Origin of the sequence: Mesotoga sp. Brook.08.105.5.1 (assembly GCF_002752635.1) — a bacterium.
Classification (GTDB): Bacteria; Thermotogota; Thermotogae; order Petrotogales; family Kosmotogaceae; genus Mesotoga.
Window position 1 is genome coordinate 13,328 of the sequence record NZ_AYTW01000006.1, and the last position, 19,662, is coordinate 32,989.

14 protein-coding genes are annotated in these 19,662 nt (G+C 45.3%); 10 read left to right on the forward strand and 4 right to left on the reverse strand.

Going from position 1 to position 19,662, the window contains the following annotated elements; all coding sequences use genetic code 11:
• Positions 1-96: 96 nt before the first annotated feature.
• The 5 genes from V512_RS03255 (at position 97) to V512_RS03275 (ending at position 6,208) form a co-directional block, all read left to right on the forward strand.
• Positions 97-1,938 carry an ABC transporter substrate-binding protein gene (locus V512_RS03255; RefSeq protein WP_099829033.1) on the forward strand — a complete coding sequence of 614 codons (1,842 nt, stop codon included), beginning with the start codon at positions 97-99 and terminating at the stop codon, positions 1,936-1,938.
• A gap of 113 nt (positions 1,939-2,051) precedes the next feature.
• Entirely contained in the window at positions 2,052-3,086 is a 1,035-nt protein-coding gene (locus V512_RS03260) for an ABC transporter permease (protein WP_099829034.1), read from the forward strand.
• A gap of 14 nt (positions 3,087-3,100) precedes the next feature.
• Entirely contained in the window at positions 3,101-3,982 is an 882-nt protein-coding gene (locus V512_RS03265; RefSeq protein ID WP_099829035.1) for an ABC transporter permease, read from the forward strand.
• Positions 3,983-3,995: 13 nt separating this feature from the next.
• Complete coding sequence (locus tag V512_RS03270; RefSeq protein ID WP_099829036.1) at positions 3,996-5,012, forward strand: ABC transporter ATP-binding protein; 1,017 nt, start codon at positions 3,996-3,998, stop codon at positions 5,010-5,012.
• The gene (locus V512_RS03275) at positions 5,009-6,208 is read left to right on the forward strand and encodes an oligopeptide/dipeptide ABC transporter ATP-binding protein (RefSeq protein WP_099829037.1); all 1,200 of its coding nucleotides are present in this window, start codon (positions 5,009-5,011) and stop codon (positions 6,206-6,208) included. Before V512_RS03270 ends, V512_RS03275 begins: the two co-directional genes overlap by 4 nt.
• Position 6,209: 1 nt before the next feature.
• Here the strand turns inward: V512_RS03275 and priA are convergent, their stop codons facing one another.
• The 3 genes from priA to miaB form a co-directional block, all read right to left on the reverse strand.
• Entirely contained in the window at positions 6,210-8,486 is a 2,277-nt protein-coding gene (gene priA / locus V512_RS03280) for a primosomal protein N' (protein ID WP_099829038.1), read from the reverse strand.
• 3 nt (positions 8,487-8,489) lie between these two features.
• Positions 8,490-9,773 (reverse strand): nucleotidyltransferase, encoded by a 1,284-nt coding sequence (locus V512_RS03285; RefSeq protein WP_099829039.1) that lies wholly within the window; start codon positions 9,771-9,773, stop codon positions 8,490-8,492.
• A gap of 1,283 nt (positions 9,774-11,056) precedes the next feature.
• Positions 11,057-12,367, reverse strand: coding sequence for a tRNA (N6-isopentenyl adenosine(37)-C2)-methylthiotransferase MiaB (miaB, locus tag V512_RS03295; protein ID WP_099829041.1), 1,311 nt, complete (start codon positions 12,365-12,367; stop codon positions 11,057-11,059).
• Between the two features lie 186 nt (positions 12,368-12,553).
• Here miaB and V512_RS03300 point away from each other — a divergent pair, with 186 nt between their 5' ends.
• The 5 genes from V512_RS03300 to V512_RS03320 all read left to right on the forward strand — a co-directional run bounded on the left by V512_RS03300 (position 12,554) and on the right by V512_RS03320 (position 18,987).
• Entirely contained in the window at positions 12,554-13,333 is a 780-nt protein-coding gene (locus tag V512_RS03300) for a trypsin-like peptidase domain-containing protein (protein ID WP_099829042.1), read from the forward strand.
• Positions 13,334-13,443: 110 nt separating this feature from the next.
• Positions 13,444-16,704, forward strand: coding sequence for an Ig-like domain-containing protein (locus V512_RS03305; RefSeq protein ID WP_165775333.1), 3,261 nt, complete (start codon positions 13,444-13,446; stop codon positions 16,702-16,704).
• Between the two features lie 20 nt (positions 16,705-16,724).
• The gene (locus tag V512_RS03310; RefSeq protein ID WP_099829044.1) at positions 16,725-17,447 is read left to right on the forward strand and encodes a hypothetical protein; all 723 of its coding nucleotides are present in this window, start codon (positions 16,725-16,727) and stop codon (positions 17,445-17,447) included.
• 33 nt (positions 17,448-17,480) lie between these two features.
• On the forward strand, positions 17,481-18,527 hold the full coding sequence (locus V512_RS03315) for a hypothetical protein (RefSeq protein WP_099829045.1): 1,047 nt from the start codon (positions 17,481-17,483) through the stop codon (positions 18,525-18,527).
• A gap of 25 nt (positions 18,528-18,552) precedes the next feature.
• Positions 18,553-18,987, forward strand: coding sequence for a hypothetical protein (locus V512_RS03320; RefSeq protein WP_099829046.1), 435 nt, complete (start codon positions 18,553-18,555; stop codon positions 18,985-18,987).
• Positions 18,988-19,127: 140 nt separating this feature from the next.
• Here the strand turns inward: V512_RS03320 and V512_RS14540 are convergent, their stop codons facing one another.
• Positions 19,128-19,280 carry a hypothetical protein gene (locus tag V512_RS14540; protein ID WP_165775334.1) on the reverse strand — a complete coding sequence of 51 codons (153 nt, stop codon included), beginning with the start codon at positions 19,278-19,280 and terminating at the stop codon, positions 19,128-19,130.
• Positions 19,281-19,662 lie beyond the last annotated feature (382 nt).

Here is a 19,662-nt window from a genome sequence, read left to right on the forward strand (position 1 = left end):
TAATACGTGCAAGTTAACGGCATTTTGAATTTATAGGCTCCATAGATTATAATTGTACTATCACACTCATCTCTATTTCGAAAGGGGGCAACATTAGTGAAAAAGATTTTGCTGGTAACACTTACTATGCTTTTCTTAGCGTTTACTGCGTTTGCAAGCGACCCAGAAACATTTGTTACCCTAACCATCAGCGAGCCAGAGACACTAGATCCCCTGCAGTCTTATGACACTGCAAGTGGTGAGGCAATTCAGAACCTCTATGACAACTTGATTCAGTACGATGGACAGTCCATGAGCGAGTTCCTCCCTATGATCTCCACAGAAGTACCATCGGTGGAAAATGGACTTCTCTCTGCGGATGGAAGAGTCTATACTTTTCCGATAAGGGAAGGTGTCAAGTTCCATACCGGAAACACACTTACTCCGGAAGATGTTGAGTACTCCTTCGAAAGATACATCCTTGGAGATCCATCGGGTGGGCCTCACTGGATGATTATCGAAGCTTTTACCGGTGCCAATTTCGCAAGTATTGAAGACTTGTTCGAAGATTACGCTGGGATGCCCTATTCGGAGGCTGTGGATGTTGACAGGAACCCGACGTCCGAAGAAGCTAAGGCAAAACTGATCTCTTTCTATGAGGAAGTCGTAGATCCTCTAGTGGAGGTTGTAGACAATACTGTGGTCTTCACTCTTGAAAGCGCATTTGCTCCATTCATGAATATCATCTCGCACTTCGGCTCTTGGTCCGCTATTGTGGATTCGAAAACAGTCAAGGAACTCGGTGGCTGGGACGGAAATGCAGATGGCTGGTGGAAATGGCATGATCTTGAGGTTGAGGAATGTGTGTTGCATAACTTCGATGCGGGATCAGGCCCATTCAAGCTTGTTGAATGGGACAGGGCACAGCAGAAGGTAATACTTGAAAGATTTGACGATTACTGGGCAGGCCCCGCAAAGCTGAAGACAGTCGTTATTTGGGGTGTTGATGAATTCTCCACAAGGAAGGCAATCTTTGAAGCCGGTGACGCAGACATTGTGTATTTTCCTGCACAGTATCTTGATCAAGCCAGAGCACTTGAGGCTCAGGGTAAAGCGATAGTCACTCTAGGTTATCCTCAGGCAACCATTACTTCGCTCCACTTCAACTGGCTTGTGGTTGAAGGCAGCGAATATGTTGGCAGTGGGAAGCTTGATGGGAAAGGCATTCCGAGAGATTTCTTCTCCGATATTCATGTGAGAAGGGCCTTCACACATGCCTTCGATGCGGTTACATTTATCGAAGAAGTAGCAATGGGTCAGGGAAGACTTGTTCCCACAGACCTCCCCGAAGGATTCCTCGGTTTCGATGAGACCCTACCCCTTACCGAATTCAATCTAGCGAAGGCAGCTGCAGAATTCAAGCTTGCCTGGGGCGGAGAAGTCTGGGAAAAAGGCTTCACGATGCAGCTGATGTACAACACTGGTAATGAAGCCAGGCAGACTGCTTGTGAAATGCTTGCCTACTTCGTAAACTCGCTGAATCCGAAGTTCAAAATAACGACACTAGGCGTTCAGTGGCCGACGTACCTCAGCACTTATCAGAACGGATTGCTTCCTGCATTTGTAATAGGTTGGCAGGCGGATTATCCCGATCCCCATAACTTCATTGCTACCTACTACGCAAGCAATGGCGTTTATGGCAAACCTCAGGGAGAGCTTTATCAGGAATGGGCAAGAGAAAATGTTGATGAGTTGATCAGTGCTGCAATCAAGTCAACTGACCTTAAAGAACGAGAGGAACTCTACAAAGAAATCCAGAGAAGAGTCATTGACGCAGTTGTTGGATTGCCTATTTATCAGCCTACAGGTATCAACGTAAGAGCACCATGGGTTGAGGGTTGGTATCCGATGCCCGTCAGATCCAATTACTACTACTATCATCTTTCCAAGAGCAACTAAATGAACAGTTAGCTTTTGAGAGCCGGGAGTTTGCCGCCCGGCTCTTTTTTTGAGAAGAAATTTGGACTATAATTGGAAATGCAATCTCTTTTGGTAAGAGGGGTGATACTCAGGTGACTGCTTTCATAATCAGACGGCTCCTACTTATGCCGCTTATACTGATAGGCGTGACTTTGTTAATTTTCTCAATGATCTGGGCGCTGGGACCTGACAGACTTCTAGCTTCGTACATAAAGAGTCCTGAAGCACTTAAGACTCCGGATGCAGCGGAGAGACTCATCAGAAAGTATGGTTTGGATGAACCGATGCCTGTCCAGTATATCAAATGGCTTGGTAACATTCTGCAGGGCGATTTCGGTTATTCGATGGTGGGTAAGAAGGGCGTACTTCCAGCCATGCTTGAGCGTTTCCCGCATACTTTGGAGTTGACTATTTATGCGATTATTCCAGTAATATTGGTGGCAATATGGTTGGGAGTGATCTCTGCGGTTCATCAAAACAAGTTCATTGACCAGTTCATTAGGGTAGTTGCTCTAATAGGTTGGTCACTTCCCGATTTTGTCTTTGGACTCTTGCTGCTTATGCTTTTTTACTCAGTTCTGGGGTGGTTCCCGCCAGGAATGGCCAGCACTCAGTTTGATCTTGTGATGCGAGGCGCGGATTGGAAGACAATTACTTCAATGACTACGTTTGACGCGTTGTTGAATGGAAGATTCGATATATTTGTTGATGCGTTGCGTCACATCTTTCTCCCTGTGCTGACTCTAGCGTATTTGTGGTGGGCGTATCTTCTAAGAATTACGAGATCAAGTATGCTCGAAGTTCTCAGAAAAGACTACATAAGGACCGCAAGAGCAAAGGGAGTATCTGAAAAAGTGGTAATCAAGAAGCACGCAAGGAAGAATGCGTTAATTCCTGTCATAACAGTTTCCGGGGCTTCGATAATAGGGCTTCTTGGCGGTACTGTATTCGTTGAAACAATCTTCTCACGAGTCGGAATGGGTAGGTTCCTTGCCGATGCTGCGAGCCTTTTGGATTACTGGTCAATAATTGGCGGAGCTCTGTTCTTCTCATTTATTATGGTTGTTGGCAATCTGGTTGTTGATATCTCTTACGCCCTTGTTGACCCGAGAATAAGGCTAGAGTGAGGGGGAAGCTATTGATGCCTGCAAAGAGAAAGAGTGAATTCAGAAAGATAATGAAGAAATATTGGACAAACGGAACGGCAGTTCTTGGTACTTGTCTGCTGATCTTCTTCATAATCATAGCGATCTTTGCCCCTCAGATTGCTGGTGTTAATGAAATGGGTGACAATTACCAGATTCCAAGAGTTTCGTGGTCGTCGAAACCGATAGCTCCTTCAGCCGAACACCCGTTTGGGGTTATCGGTGGGAGAGATGTTTTCTATGGTGTTGTCTGGGGAACTAGAACTGCATTTAGACTGGGTCTAATCATAACAGGCTTTGCATCTTTGATTGGAGTCATTGTGGGATCTATAGCCGCATACTTTGGTGGTTGGGTCGATGAAATCCTCATGAGGATAACGGATATATTCTTGTCGATTCCCTTCCTGGTTGCTGCAATGGTTATGACAACGATTCTGGGCAAGGGTCTAGACAAAGTTATAATTGCTTTGATAATCTTCGGTTGGATGAGCACAGCGCGTCTTATTAGGGGAAATATCCTTCAAGCGAGAGAAGAGCAATATGTGCTCGCAGCAAAAGCTCTCGGACAGAAGGATTGGAAGATTATTATCAAGCATATCCTTCCAAACACGATCTTTCCGGTTGTCGTTCAGATGTCAATGAGAATAGGTTCTTATGTTATTACTGCAGCAGGATTGAGCTTCCTAGGGGTTGGGGCAGAACCTGGTTATGCTGACTGGGGAACGATACTTTCCTATTCAAGGAACTGGATGACGATGCTTGACCAGTCATGGTTTGCAATTGTCTTCCCCGGTACTGCCATGGTGCTCTTCGTTCTTGCATGGAACCTTGTCGGAGATGCCTTGAGGGATATCTTCGACCCGAGAATGAGAAGCTAAGGAGGTTTGAGTCATGGTTAAGAAGAAAGCACTGTTGCAGGTTGAAGATTTGAGAACCTATTTTCACACAGAGGATGGAATCGTGAAAGCCGTCGATGGAGTGACGTTCGAGGTCTTTCCAGGAGAGACGCTTGGAATCGTCGGTGAATCTGGCTGCGGAAAGAGTGTCACCTCTCTTTCGATAATGAGACTTCTTGACGAGAAGGGGGAAATTGCAGGCGGTAAGATAATCTTCGACGACCAAGATGTAATGGCGATTCCGGAATCCAAGATGATGAAGATCAGGGGAAACGATATGGCTATGATTTTTCAGGAACCCATGACGGCTCTGAATCCAGTTTTTACGATAGGATTCCAGATAATGGAAGCTATCTTGCTTCATCAGGATGTTGACGAAAAGAAGGCCCGGAAAATGGCAATAGATATGCTTAAGAAGGTTGGAATTCCCGAACCTGAAAAGCGGATCGATGAATATCCCCACGAACTCTCTGGAGGGATGCGCCAAAGAGCTATGATAGCGATGTCTCTCTCCTGTAATCCCAAACTGCTTTTCGCAGATGAGCCCACGACTGCTCTTGACGTGACTATTCAGGCGCAGATACTTGAGCTCATGAAGTCTCTTCAGGATCAGTATGGTATGGCTCTAGTAATGATTACTCATGACCTGGGAGTCATTGCCGAGATGGCCCAGAGAGTCGTAGTGATGTACGCCGGAAAGGTTGTTGAATATGCCGACGTTCATACCCTATTCAAAAATCCAAGGCATCCATACACCTGGGGGCTAATGAATGCGATTCCCAAGCTGGATGAAGATAAAGAGGTTCTCTATAACATTCCCGGTGTCGTTCCTGACCCTCTTGATTTCCCAGACGGATGCAGGTTCAATACGAGATGCCCTCTCGCTACCGATAAGTGCCGAAAGGAAGAGCCGCCACTGGTAGAGATAGAAAACGAACACACTGCTGCCTGCTGGCATATCGATAAGCTCATTGAAACTATCAAGGTATCTAGGGCAGGTGAGACTGCATGAGTAAATCCAGCGAAAGCAAACTGCTTCTCAGATCAGACAGACTAATAAAATATTTCCCAGTAAAAGCAGGAGTCTTCAGAAGAGTTGTTGATCAGGTGAAGGCCGTGGATGACGTCAGTTTCAATGTATATGAGAAGGAGACACTTGGGCTAGTCGGAGAGTCAGGTTGTGGAAAGACAACTGCTGGGATGACTGTTCTAAGATTATATGAGCCGACTTCGGGAAGAATAATCGTTGGAGACGAAGATACGACGCATTTCTTCATGCCGGCTTTGAAGGCAAGAAAGTACCTGAAAAGTACGTATATTGATAAATTCGTCGATTTGAAAGCAAAGGCAGGGACTGTTGAGGGCGCCCTTAACTCTATTGAAGATGAGTTCGATAAGAGTATGGCTGAGAAGTATTTCAAAGAGTTCAATGAAGACAGGAGTGAGTTCATCAAGAGTCTTCTGGGAAATAGAGAAGAGAAGAGGAAGGCTTTTAGAAGAGATGCTCAGATTATCTTCCAGGATCCCTTTTCTTCGCTTAATCCAAGAATGAGGGTTAAGAACATAATCGGCGAGGGAGCAAGAATTCATGGTCTTGCAACCGGCCGTGACGTTCTGGACAAAGTCGCCGATATTATGACAAAAGTCGGTCTGTCAAAGGATCATATGTCGAGGTTCCCTCATGAGTTCAGCGGCGGGCAGCGACAGAGGATAGGAGTTGCCAGAGCGCTAATTCTGAATCCAAGGCTTATTGTATGCGACGAGGCCGTCTCCGCGCTTGACGTTTCGATCCAAGCCCAGATTCTAAATCTTCTAAGTGATCTTCAAAAGGAGTTCGGACTTACATACCTGTTTATTGCACACGATCTTGGTGTCGTGAAGCATGTCAGTAAGCGCGTTGCAGTAATGTATCTTGGAAAGATCGCCGAGCTATCAGACAAGAAGAAATTATTCGATAACCCTCTCCATCCGTACACGGTCTCTTTGATGTCTGCAATTCCCGAGGCTAACCCTGAAAAGAAGAAACAAAGAATACTTCTCGAAGGGGACGTTCCCAGCCCAATAAACCCACCCTCTGGCTGTAGATTCCATCCGAGATGTCCGATAGCGAAGGACGTTTGCTCAAAGGAAGAACCCAAGCTTCAGGACGTAGGTGGAGGGCATTTCGTGTCCTGTTTCTTCCCCGGAGAACTGAAGAGAGGTTTATGATCTATACCATTCCGCCGATGCCGTTGATGATTATCTGGATATCGGCGGGATGTTTCTTCTGAATCTTCTCTAGGAAACCATAGCTTCCATCTATTGGCATCTTCACCACTAATTTCATTCTATAAGAGTTCTTAAGCTTGGAGAGAAGAGGGGCTAGGGGCCCGAAGACTTCTAGAGAGCTGACTCCTGACTCTTGTATCTCCTTTAAAACCCTTTCTGCCAGTTCTCCGCTTTCATCCTCTGAACTTCCATAACAGATAATCTCGGCGATTCTACTGAACGGCGGGTTGTTCAGTTTCTTGCGAAGGTTGATTTCGCCTTCATAGAAGGACTCGTAGTCTCTTTCACAGGCTGCTCTCATAATTCTGTTGTTTGGATTGAAAGTTTGAATGAACGCTTTTCCTACACTTGCCCGGCCTGAGCGCCCACTAACCTGAGCGATATGCTGAAAGGCGGTCTCGGAACTGTCGTAACTGGGGAAGCTCATCAGTCTGTCCGCATCGACGATAAGAACCATCTCAACATCCGGAAAGTCAAGGCCCTTCGTAATCATCTTTGTTCCAACAATTACCTGGCAGTTTTTTCTGGAGATCTCTAGCAAGGCCTTTTCATAAGCAATCGGGTTGTCGATCGTCTCTCTATCCATCCTCATGATTTTCGTGGACGGAAAGAACTTTTGAAGATCGTGTTCCACTCTCTCCGTTCCAAAGCCCCTTGCAGAGAGAGTCATAGATCCGCATTCTGGGCAGACTTTCGGGATCGCGCTCCTGTGACCGCAGTAATGGCACTTAAGCAAATTATCGTTTCTGTGAAAAGTCATGGATACCGAGCAGTGAGGACAGGTGATAGTCTTTCCACATGTGTAGCAAACGACGTAATTCGAATAACCTTTCCTATGCACAAAAACGAATACTTGTTTTCCTTCCGAGACAGTCCGCTTTATCTCTTCAAGTGCTTGTTTGCTTATTATGGGATTTTTCTCATCTTTCATGTCGATTACTCTAATCGTTGGGAATGAGCCGACAGGTCTTTCGGTAAGAGATAATAAGGAAATCCTGCCTGATTCGGTAAGATGGTAGTGATCAACTCTTGGAGTCGCAGATCCTAGAATCACAGGTATGTTCCCAAGTTCTGCTTTGCGTATTGCAGCCTGAACCCCGTCGTAGAAAGGCACACTCTGCTGATAGAAACTCGAGTCATGCTCCTCGTCTACGATTATTAGACCTGTATTCTTCATTGGTACCCAGAGCGAGCTCCGCGTACCAACCAGGATGTCTACATTCCCTTCAACTGAATCGAGCCAGATCATCTGGCGCTGTACTCGGGTCATGTAACTGTGGTACTGTCTAACATCTCTTCCCGGAAAGGCTCCCCTGATCCTTGCGAGGAGTTGCGGAGTCAACGACACTTCGGGGACAAGATACAGTATCTGCCGGCCTCTATTTAGCCAGTATTCCATAACCTTGAAGTAAACCTCTGTCTTTCCGGTGCCTGTCAACCCGTGGAGAAGAAAGGACTTTGAGTCGCTTTCCATTATCTCTCTGTATACCTCTTTCTGGCTGACACTTAGCTCATCGACGGCGGGAATTACCCAGTGGGAGTCGTCTTCCTCAATTTCCTCTACCAAAAGAATTCCTTTTGAGATCAACGTATCAATCGGACTTCGACTTCTGAGCTTGAGTTTCTTTTCCAGCTCGGTTATCTCTTCCGATTCGACTGAAAGCAGATAATCAACTACGATCTGCCATAGCGGGGTGAGCTCTTCTTCTATAATCCCTGTCTTCTTTGCTAGCGACACTCTCCGTGTCTTTCGTTTCTTCGGAGTCTTTCGGTCAAAGCTATGCATGATCTTCACTTTTCTGGAGGCGAGAAGTTTTTTGAGATAGTCTTCGCCAAACTCCTTGATGAATTTATCCTTTTGAGTAGGTGGAAATCCAAGCTCGTCTGAAAAGGCAACAACGTAATCATCGATTGAAAGCAGCTTGCCCGGCGGAAAGAACAAATCAAATACTTTGCCTGGGGGTGCCAGATACTCTCTCATTACAAACTTTGCGAGTTCGAGATCCACTTGTGAAAGAAAGGAACGATCATCGACTTTCTTGTTCACACTCTTGATCTTGAAGGGTCCTCTTTTTTCTTCCAATGATACTACATAACCAATGGTATTTCGCCCGGCGAAATTCACTTCGACCCTCTCACCCGGTTCAACAGGGGCGTCGATTTTGTATGTGTACGTATCATGCAGAGGAGAATTGGAAATCGCGATCTGAATAAGCATTGGCTATCGCTCCTGTCTGTGGTAAACAATTTGTGATAATAGATCAGAGCCTCCTGCTCTGCTTTCGGGATACTTGTAGAGACTTGAGTAAAATCTTACGGCTGTGAAATCCCTCTTCAGCTGTGCCTCAAGCAAGTCAACATCTATCTTCATTTCATCTTTGAGAGATTTGTCTACTACTTTTCTCCATAAAGAAGCCGTGGTTATGATTGGGATATTCGTTGAGCGCTTGATGTTCGAAAGATGAGTTCTTCCCTTTTCATTGAAGCCCAGTATCCGAATGTATTGAGGGCCGAGTTCGTTGCTTCTTCTTATTAGGTCGTCTGTGAATCTAAAGATGGGATAGTACATAAGCCGTCTGATTCTAGATAAGGTGAACCGCTTCGATTTGACGCAGTGCAGAAACCCTTCAAGACTACCTTCTATGGAACATTCTTGAAATCTCGCGTCTAGACCTTCGACGAACCCATAATATCGGCAATAGTCCTCTCTTGATAAGAGCCTGAAAAAGGAAATGAAGAAGGATTCAACATCCTCCTTGAAGACGGGACCTCTTCCGCACCTGATTTCCCGAAGGATTATATCAAGGGATTCCTTTGGCATTGTTTGAGAAGCGCTCTCGATATTGCCATTTTGAATCAGCCTTCTGATTGCCGTTGCGGAAGAAAATTCTCCACGATGCTCTTCATCAGTATAAGAAGCTCCGACTCTCCTTATTGAGTGGGGAATCATCTTGCTCTTTATCTCTTGAATCGCTCTCAAGTATTCCACACCCAGGATGTTGTTGGATGAACCTATCTCTTCAATTCGGTGTGAAAGAGCCGCATTTTCAGTATGTATAAAGTCTCTCAGAGCATACTTTCTGGCATTAGGAAATGAATGACCTGTCTTAAGATGTTTCTTCAAAAGATCCTGATAGTGTTCGGGTTCTTTGATCAAAACTTTGGACACGGCCTTCATCAGGTCGATATCGTCTGTCTCGCTTCCGAAAACGACATCTGTTGCTCCCACATGGTCAAGTGTCCATATTGATCCCGTTGCGAACCCTCCGGCGTCCTGCAAGGAATACACTACCGGCAATTCGAGAACCAGGTCGACACCTTGCTCCAGAGCTGCTTCTGCTCTTGCAAACTTCTCGACAATTGCAGGCTCTCCTCGCTGAACAAAATTGCCGCTCATAACCGCAACGGTGACATCCGGCTTCACAATCTCTTTCGAATGTGAAAGATGATAAAGATGACCATTATGAAAGGGATTGTATTCAACAACGAGACCAAGCACCTTCATTTACGGACCTCCAATTTGAAGAACATATCGCGTTGCTATTCCTATTATCGATAACACAACCCGTTACTATGGAGCCATTATCACAAGCTCAAGCCAGATATCTTCGGTGGAAAAGGGCGTCTTTGGATCAGATCATAATCAATTTAGAGGTGAAAAGGTAGAGGTCCGAAGATCAAGATTAAACGTAACGCCAGGTCAGGCTGAACTTGATCAAACATCTAGCCCCTGCTTTTTTCCTCTCGAGTGTATATTCACTACCTATTCTGCTATTGATTCAGTCATGACAAAAAGCCTGTCAACCGCCCTTTGAAAGAGCCGCTGCACGCTGTATTTAACCTCCTTCGATAAGAGTCGCTCAACGCTTGAGAGAACAAGCTGTTCGCTGAAGACCACGCTGCCCGTCACAGGTCGCCGTTCTCTGAGAAGACCGGTTAGAAATATCCCATCGGCGATGAAGTGATTGACGCCCCTCTCGAGAGCTCATCATTACCCGCATCATCTCTTTGATGCCAAATCATTTTGCTTCTTAGTTCCAGAATCAGTCATCACTATCAAATAGACCTGACTATGCGAATATCTACACTCTTGTTCTTTAGCCCCCCGCTTGAGCACCTTATCATTCAACACATCATCTTCTTTGGAGTTCGATCATCTCGCTTCTTACTTCCAGAATTGTCATCATTAGCAAATGAACCTGGCTATATGCTCTTGATCTACAATCCCAATTTGAGCGGGGCGGGTGTTTGCGGCCTGAAGATCCGCTTATCAAAATACGCTGCACGCTGAGTGTTGTGAAAAGCCAAGAAGCAAAAACAGAGACTGGCGGGGTCCTGACGTCTGTCCCGTTTTTTGCTATCTATCTTCAAAGGCCAACACCCTCCGCCACTGCGTGGCCCTCCTCCCTCAAGGGAGGACTTAAGATCAGGATCATCAAGAGCCAAACGCAGCGTAATGCATCATAATCAAATCTACTCAAGAGAGAGCGCACAGCGTACCTTGCTGAGGGAGAAGGAGTATCATATTATTCCTCACTAACTCCCTAACTAAAGATAATAATGAGTCTCTCGAAAGAGGACTCAAAAGCAAGGTCGTTCTGAGAACCTCACATGCCGTCATGCTTAAGAGATCCGTCCTTGGTCCTTCGTCAAGACCATGAAACCGTCCTTCGAAGAACGGTTCTTCGTTCCGACGCCACGCGTCCAGGTTCTTCGTAAAACTGAGGTCAGAGGACAGAGATGAGAGGTTGGAAGAGCGATAAGATCTTGACTCTCTAACCTCTAACCTCACCCCACTCCCACGATCTCTCCATACAACGGTCCCGCGGATACTCTATCTACTTTGATCTTAACAGATTTGCCGATCAGTTCGGGTTGTGCTTCGTAGATGACGATTTTGTTGTTCATTGTTCTTCCGTAGATCTTGCCGTTTCCTTTGATCTTGCCTTCGCCGATTACATCTATAACTTTGTCAAGATACTTCTCGTTTTCTTCCCTGTTGATGTGTTTTTGCAAAGCGAGAAGATCATTGAGCCTTCTAGTCTTCACTTCTTGTGGAACATCATCAGCCATCTTTCTTGCAGATATCGTGCCTTCTCTGGGTGAATACATTGCCAGGTTGATTCGTTCAAATCTGATTTCCTTCACAAGCGAAACCGTTTCTACGTACTCCTCTTCTGTCTCCCCGGGAAAGCCGATAATAATATCACTGCTCAAGGTTGCATCAGGAATTCTTGTTTTGACACGTTCGATGAGATCTAGATAGTACTCTCTCGAATAGCCCCTGTTCATTGCTTTCAAGATTCGATCGCTTCCCGACTGAACGGGCAAGTGGATGGAGCGAGATATCTTTTCGGATGAAGCAATTACTTCAATCAACTCGTCGCTGAAGTCTCTTGGGTATGAAGTGAGAAACCAGATTCTTTCAATTCCATCTATCTTCGTCGTCTCTCTTATAAGCTCTGCAAGTGAAGACCCATCCTTCAAGTCCTTTCCGTATGAATCGACATTTTGTCCAAGGTAGGTTATTTCTTTATAACCTTCAGCTACAAGTTTTCTTGCCTCGGATAGGATGTCTTCCATTTCCCTGCTCTTCTCTCTTCCTCTTGTATATGGCACAATACAGTAAGAACAGAATTTGTCGCAGCCAAATATTATGGTAATCCAGGCGTGATGCGAGCTAGTCCTAATTCTAGGAGTATCCGAATCGAGTTCATCGATGAAGTCGCCCATCTCTATGAATCTCTCGCCCGACTCCGCTCTTCTGAGCAATTCATCTACTTTCGTAATCGAGCGTGTCCCAAACACGAAGTCAACCTCTTTGTGAGTAAGCAGTTCGGTGGCATTCTTCTCGGCTACACATCCGCAGACACCTACCAGAAGTCTCCTATTCTTCTTCTTAAGCGCCTTCAGTTGGCCTAGTTTGCCGTACAGCTTGTTCTCAGATTTGCCTCTTACGGCGCATGTGTTTACGATGATTGCGTCTGCTTCTTCCTCATTGCCTGCAATCTTGTGACCGGCGTCAGAGAGAATACCCATCATAGCTTCTGTATCGTTCATATTCATCTGGCAACCGAATGTCCTGAATGCTACTTTCAAGTGATCACTCCTAATCCGATATCATTGATCAGCTAAATTGTACCGCATTAAGTTAGGACGAGAAACCCCGGTATGTTACCATTCTAATGTGTCTCTTTGTACGAAAGTGCAAGCGAAAAGTCTCTGGATAGAGACTATCGGCTAAGAGCAGCATCTGAATTCAGGCAACGCTACTGGAGGTGCGAAGTGTTTTCGGAAGCTTTTAGGATAGCAAGTCAGTTCACAAGACCGGTCATAGTTCTGACGAGAAGCGGTACGGGCAAGGTGTCCGCAACTTGCGGGACCTTCATGATACTTAATCGAGAAGGCTGGATAATAACAGTTGCTCACCTGTGGCAATCGTATTTCTTATACAAACAGCAGCAGACGAAAAAGGAAAACGATCCGGAGAAGAAGATTGAAAATCATTCGTTTTGGTGGGGTGGAGATGGAAAGAGCCTGAAGGATATAAAGCCATTCCCAGAGTCCGATCTAGTTGTTGGTAGACTTGACCCGTTCGACCCCTCTGAGATCATGGAGTATCCCGTTTTCGTGACACCTGAGGAAATGAGTATTGGAACTAGCTTGTGCAGGGTCGGTTATCCCTTTTCTAGAATAAGAGCCTCCTTTGACAAAAAGAACTCCAGATTTTTGATGGACAGCAAGAGCTTGCCTTCGCTCTATCCGATTGAGGGAATATACACAAGAACCGTAGTGGCTCCTGCATTCAAAGAGGCAAAGAAGATTGCGAAATTCGTTGAGACCTCTTCGCCAGGTCTTCTTGGCCAGAGCGGCGGGCCAATAGTGGACATGAAAGGGAAGGTCTGGGCAATCCAGAGCAGGACGGTTCATCTGCCGCTGGGCTTCAGCCCGAAACTCAGAAGAGGCGGAAAGGAAATTGAAGAGAACCAGTTTCTCAACGCTGGTTGGGGAGTTCACATAGAAGAAATCCGTGAAGCCCTGCGCTACACTAATAAACCCAAATAATCGTTGATATTCTAGGGTACCCCGCTTTGTTGAATAAGATGACAACATGGTAAAATATCTTAATAGCAGGTATTCTGAAATTACATATTTCCTTCAAGGAGTAGATTTCTGTGAAAAAGACCTCATCAGTTTTACTGGCTATTTTGCTTGTTCTTGTGGTTTTCTCAACCCAAGGTTGCTTTCTTTTTCGAAACGTAACTCTGTCAATAGAGAATTCTGAGCTATCCATTGGGATCGGGGAGTCAGAACAGATTCAGATCAAGGTGAAACCCGAGGATGCTACCGTGAAGTTCTCTTCCAGCAATGAATTGGTAGCGACAGTTTCAACTTCCGGAATGGTAACAGGCGTTTCTTTAGGAGAAGCAGAGATTACGATCGAGGCTACCAAAGACAAATACAAGAGCGCTTTGAAGAAAGTCAGCGTTCAAGTTGTGGGAGAAGAATCATTTTCCGTAACGTTTTCAGTGATTGATTCATCCGGAGCCGTGCAAGGAGCGAACGTCACTTTCAATAGTGAGACAAAGACCACAGACGCGAGTGGCAAAGCAGTGTTTGATGGTGTGTTGGCGGGGAACAAGGATTACACTGTGAACAAGGCAGGCTACAACGAAGCTATTGGAAGTGTTAACGTGGATGAGGACAAAACTGTAGAAGTAACTCTTGAAAGGAAGACTTACATTATCACTGCGACAGCAGGAACCGGAGGAAGCATAAGTCCGGCTGGAAATGTCTCCATCGAGCATGGGGCGAACCAGACTTTCACTATGTCACCTGCTGTGGGTTATAGCGTAGAAGATGTTCTTGTAGATGGAGAGTCGGTTGGGCCAAGATCTACTTACACCTTCAATAATGTGACTTCAAATCATACGATATCTGTTAGTTTCACGACCTTACCTCCCGATACATACACGGTGACCTTCAATGTGAGCGATTCGGAAGGAGCATTGCAAGGAGCGAACGTCACTTTCAATGGCGAGACAAAGGCGACGAATGATGAGGGGATGGCCGTTTTTACTGGGGTACTTGCGGGAAGTAGAGCGTACACGGTCAGTAAAGAGGGCTACAATAACTCAACCGGAAATGTAAACGTGGAAAGCGACGAGAGCGTCGATGTCACGCTGACCAAGAAAACCTACACAATAACTGCGGGCGCAGGAAGCGGTGGAAGTATAGATCCTACAGGTGAAGTGATAGTTGAGCACGGATCGAGCAAGACATTCACTATGAGTCCTTCAGATGGTTACAGTGTGAAGGATGTTCTTGTAGATAACGAATCCGTTGGGCCAAGAGCTACTTACACTTTCAACAATATAACTTCAAATCATACGATATCTGTTAGTTTCACGACCTTACCTCCCGATACATACACGGTGACCTTCAATGTGAGCGATTCGGAAGGAGCATTGCAAGGAGCGAACGTCACTTTCAATGGCGAGACAAAGGCGACGAATGATGAGGGGATGGCCGTTTTTACTGGGGTACTTGCGGGAAGTAGAGCGTACACGGTCAGTAAAGAGGGCTACAATAACTCAACCGGAAATGTAAACGTGGAAAGCGACGAGAGCGTCGATGTCACGCTGACCAAGAAAACCCACACAATAACTGCGAGCGCAGGAAGCGGTGGAAGGATAGATCCTACAGGTGAAGTGATAGTTGAGCACGGATCGAGCAAGACATTCACTATGAGTCCTTCAGATGGTTACAGTGTGGAGGATGTTCTTGTAGATGGAGAGTCGGTTGGGCCAAGATCTACTTACACCTTCAATAATATAACTTCAAATCATACGATATCCGTTAGTTTCAAGACCTTGCCTCCCGATACATACACGGTGACCTTCAATGTGAGCGATTCGGAAGGAGCAGCTGTTCAAGGAGCGAACGTCACTTTCAATGGCGAGACAAAGGCCACGGATACCGAAGGAATGGCCGTTTTTACTGGGGTACTTGCGGGAAGTAGAGCGTACACGGTCAGTAAAGAGGGCTACAATAACTCAACCGGAAATGTAAACGTGGAAAGCGACGAGAGCGTTGATATAACACTCATCAGACAAACCTATACCCTCACAGTGAATGCTGTCGGAGAGGGGACGGTCACTAAGAATCCCGACAAGGCAACATACACTCACGGAGAAGTCGTACAGTTAACAGCCAACCCGGCTGAAAATTGGATTTTTGCTGGCTGGAGTGGAGACCTAAACGGCTCCGCGAATCCAATAAACATTACGATGAACACAGACAAAACAGTGACAGGTAATTTCGCAAGAGTATATACGGTAAGCTTCAACGTGAGCGATACAGGTGGAGCAGTTCAGGGAGCTAACGTGGCCTTCAACGGAGAAACCAGGGCCACGGATGGCCAGGGGAAGGCAGTTTTCACCGGAGTTCTTGCCGGCAGCAAAGCCTATACAATTACTAAAGAGGGTTACAATAACGCCAATGGAGAAGTCAACGTCGATGGTGACAAGGCCATAAACGTTACCCTCACCAAGAAGACGTATACTTTTACAGTGAACACCGTAGGCAAGGGGACGGTCACTAAGAATCCTGACAAGGCGACCTATACACATGGTGAGGTAGTTCAACTGACTGCAAACCCGGACTCTGGCTGGAATTTCGACTCATGGAGCGGTGATCTTACTGGATCGACCAATCCGGTAAACATAACAATGAATGAGAATAAGACAGTTACAGCGAATTTCAGCGAGATAACTTACACCATAACCTTCAATGTGAGCGATTTGGAAGGAGCAGCTGTTCAAGGAGCGAACGTCGCTTTCAATAGTGTGACAAAGACCACAGATAGTCAGGGGAAAGCCATATTCACGGGCGTCACAGTAGGTGAAAAACAATATAGAGTGAGTAAAGATGGCTATGGCGATGTCTCGGGGAGTGTCATTGTTGATTCTAGTAAAAGTGTAGATGTTGTTCTGGAGAAAAGGCCTATGATTGAAGTGGTAGACAAAACCTTCTCAGTGAGCGAGCCTCTTCCAATATTAATTAGGGCTCAGAATCTTGGAGAGGTCAATCTAATTGAAGTTGTTATCCAGTATGATACTGAATATTTTGATGCTTCGTGGTTCTTCTCTGTCAGGTTGTCGAAGTGGCAGCCAGTTTTTAAAGATCCTGGCAACGGTATTATTCATATAGGACTTTCTCCTAATGAGGGGGCCACGAAGCTCATTGATGAGTTAACTAACATACTATCAATAGAGCTAACCCCGAAAAAAGCCGGAACGACAGAACTTGCATATACAAGTTACACTTCTGAAGGTGGTGTTCCTTTCGAGACGAATATTATCACCACTGGAGGGATAAGACTCAGCGGTTCAGATCTGATACTTGATGAAGGTAAAATAACCATCACAAACTGATTCTTTGAGAGGCGATGACTATGAATCGAGCAATTAAGATCTGCCTGATTTCAGTATTTATCATTTCAATCATCTCGTTGACCGGATGCATAAAGCCAACATTCCAGGTTGTGGTACAGATAACACCGGCTGGCGGAGGCAATGTGACAGGGAGCGGAAGTTACAAGAAGGGTGAGATGGTTACATTGAACGCGATTAACTCCGAAGGTTATCGTTTCCTGCATTGGAAAAGCGACGATGCTTTCCTTACAGACCAGAACCCATACTCTTTTAAGATTACGAGTAATGCCAGTCTGGAAGCAGTTTTTGTTGCTGACGCAGGCGAAATATCGATCGAAGACGCCAATTTTGTTGTTGATGAAGAGGGCCACGTAAAAATAAATGGAGTTGGGCTTGGGGCAGTGAATCTGATTGAAGTCGTAATTGATTATGACCCTAATGTTCTCAGCTGGGAAGGTAGTAGTTGCAGAGTAGCCGGTTGGATAACCATTGAAAAGAATCCCTCCCCTGGAATAGCCCATATAGCCATATCGGGTGTGTCAACCCAAATAAACGAAGAGAAAGAGTTAATTCGTATGTATCTTCTGCCTAAGAAAGCAGGAATAAGCGATATCGAATTTGCGACCTACGAAAGTGAGGGTGGCGTGTTTTTTGAGACAAACTACATCACCGCCGGAGGGCTGAAAAAGACTTACCCAGAACTGGGGCTTAAGAAAGGTGTAATAACAATAAATGAAAACTGATTCTGAGAAATTCAATGATGGGGGCGTGCGACCATGAAAACATTCAGAAGTTTTGTTTTTGTGCTTCTCATGGCGATCTTACTTTCCGGTTGCTACATCAAGCTTTATGAAGAGAACGGTTTGGAAACAAGGTTAGATGGCAACGACATGGTTTTCATACTAAAATCGGAAGCTGATGCGATTGAATTGTTAATTGACGAGACGATAGATTTCTCAAAATTACTTGTACCTGATGACTATCTGAAGATAGTCAAGTATATCGATGAAAGTACTCTCATCGCCCTTGCAAGAGGGTCAACGATGAACCAAGGTGAAGAGGTACTGAGAATTGAAGGACTTACAGAAAAAAAACTTATTACTTCGATCAAGATATGGAATACCCAGGATATTTACCATGAATCAAACGGAACGGAACCAGAATTGCTGGGCGATTTCACAGGAGATGGTCAGGTCGAGGGATTCGATTTCATACCCTTTGCTCAGAGCTATGGAAATGCGCTTGGTTCTCCAGGTTATGATGCAATTTACGACATGAGCTCGTTGGGAAATCTTGCCAGCAAAACATTTTCGGGAATTTGGGAGAAGATATATTCTCAGGAAGGAGTGCCTGACGGAAAGATCGATGGGCCAGATTTCATTGTCTTCGCCAACAACTACGGCTTCGCCAATCCATATCTCGGAACATGGACGTTCACCGGAGCAATTGATTATGAAAGTTCTTCATTCGGACAGGTCGATGCAACTGGAGAAGGTACTGCAACTATTCAGTCTTCAAATTTCAACTTCGTTGGAAGTGTAACTATGTCTTTTGAGGCCGATTATGAGGACGAGAGTGGAAATCCCCTTCATTCAGAGATGACCACAACGATCAACAATGTCAGTTTTAATTTCGATAACCTTGTAATGACAATTGACGCAACTGTTGAAGATCCCACAGGTTCAGGCAGTACATACGATGTTCAGTTGAGAGGTTCATTAAGAACCGACGGGAATGCAGTCTATGCCGAAGTACCTTCCGGGGATATCTATCTTCTGAATCCCGAAAGAAAAATCGGCACTTGGTCTGGAAGCAAACAATGAAACTTCATTTGAGAAGGTGAGGATTTTGAAGCGAGTACTGCTTCTATTAGTTGTTCTAATGATACTTCTGCTATCCGGGTGCATTTTCAAGTCAAATCCCGCCGGTTTTGTGGAAGTTGCCGGCGCCTGGTCCCTCTCGGGAAGGGTTATCTACGGTGAGACCGACGTATCGGGTACAGGAACTTTATACGTAACGAAGCAGGATGGAAGCTCCTTCAGTGGTACCGGATGGTACTTTGTCCTCAGTGCACCTGTAGAAGGAACAGTCTCCGAAAGACCCGAAAACTATCTTGTAATGCATGCAACGGTTACTTATGGTGATCAAGAAAGGACAGTCTACTTCACAGGACATGTTAAGGAATCCGAGAGCAAGGTCTCAGTCGAGGATGGTGAGATCTTCCTTGATAATCTTACGAAAAATGTCGGCACGTGGACTGGAGAGAGGACAGTCGCACCGTGACAGCAGAACTTAGGCCCGTTATTTCCTCATGGTTACCGTGTTTGCTGCAGAATATAAGTAGCAGTTGAGTATTCCTCGCATGTTTTCCCATGATACTTCGTACGCTTCTGATTGGGTTCGCACTTTGGAAATCAGATAGCTCAAAACTGGAATAGATAGTGTTCGTTCTTACTGTCTCCTTCAGAAACGCTACCCCGCAGATCTAACTGCTTCGCGTCTTCGAGCAATAATCCATTTGGTACAGGAACCTCGATATTTACAAAGAATCCTTCTGGCACCAGAACTGTTTTCACAGCGCATTCACTTCATGAACTTCGGTACCGCGACCCCTACACAGTCTTCACGATTTTCACGTAAATCTTGATGAATAATCAAAAGTACGGTAGAAAATTCCCGTGTGTTTCTCTTAGAACCTGCTACAAATCCCGAGGTTTTTGGTCCCTTACGCCAACTTTCAGCAGAAGAGTCAAGTGTAATATCTTCCTTAAGTTAAAATTTACAATTCAGTCTTAGTGAAAGTCTGCAGCGATTAAATACTCATTCGTACGTTCTTAGTTATAGACAGACTTACTTGCATCTCCCTTAATGATGTATACACGAACAGAACACTTAGTACAAAGGACAGCGTAAATTGCTGAGAAATTCAAGCAGATGATGATGTCTTTTGTTGTGATC

Bases quoted from the DNA above. Each gene is read 5' to 3' on its own strand.
- V512_RS03315 (WP_099829045.1), top strand. From the start codon at position 17,481: ATGAAAACATTCAGAAGTTTTGTTTTTGTGCTTCTCATGGCGATCTTA.
- V512_RS03310 (WP_099829044.1), top strand. From the start codon at position 16,725: ATGAATCGAGCAATTAAGATCTGCCTGATTTCAGTATTTATCATTTCA.
- V512_RS03275 (WP_099829037.1), top strand. From the start codon at position 5,009: ATGAGTAAATCCAGCGAAAGCAAACTGCTTCTCAGATCAGACAGACTA.
- priA (WP_099829038.1), bottom strand. From the start codon at position 8,486: ATGCTTATTCAGATCGCGATTTCCAATTCTCCTCTGCATGATACGTAC.
- V512_RS03265 (WP_099829035.1), top strand. From the start codon at position 3,101: ATGCCTGCAAAGAGAAAGAGTGAATTCAGAAAGATAATGAAGAAATAT.
- V512_RS03285 (WP_099829039.1), bottom strand. From the start codon at position 9,773: ATGAAGGTGCTTGGTCTCGTTGTTGAATACAATCCCTTTCATAATGGT.
- V512_RS03270 (WP_099829036.1), top strand. From the start codon at position 3,996: ATGGTTAAGAAGAAAGCACTGTTGCAGGTTGAAGATTTGAGAACCTAT.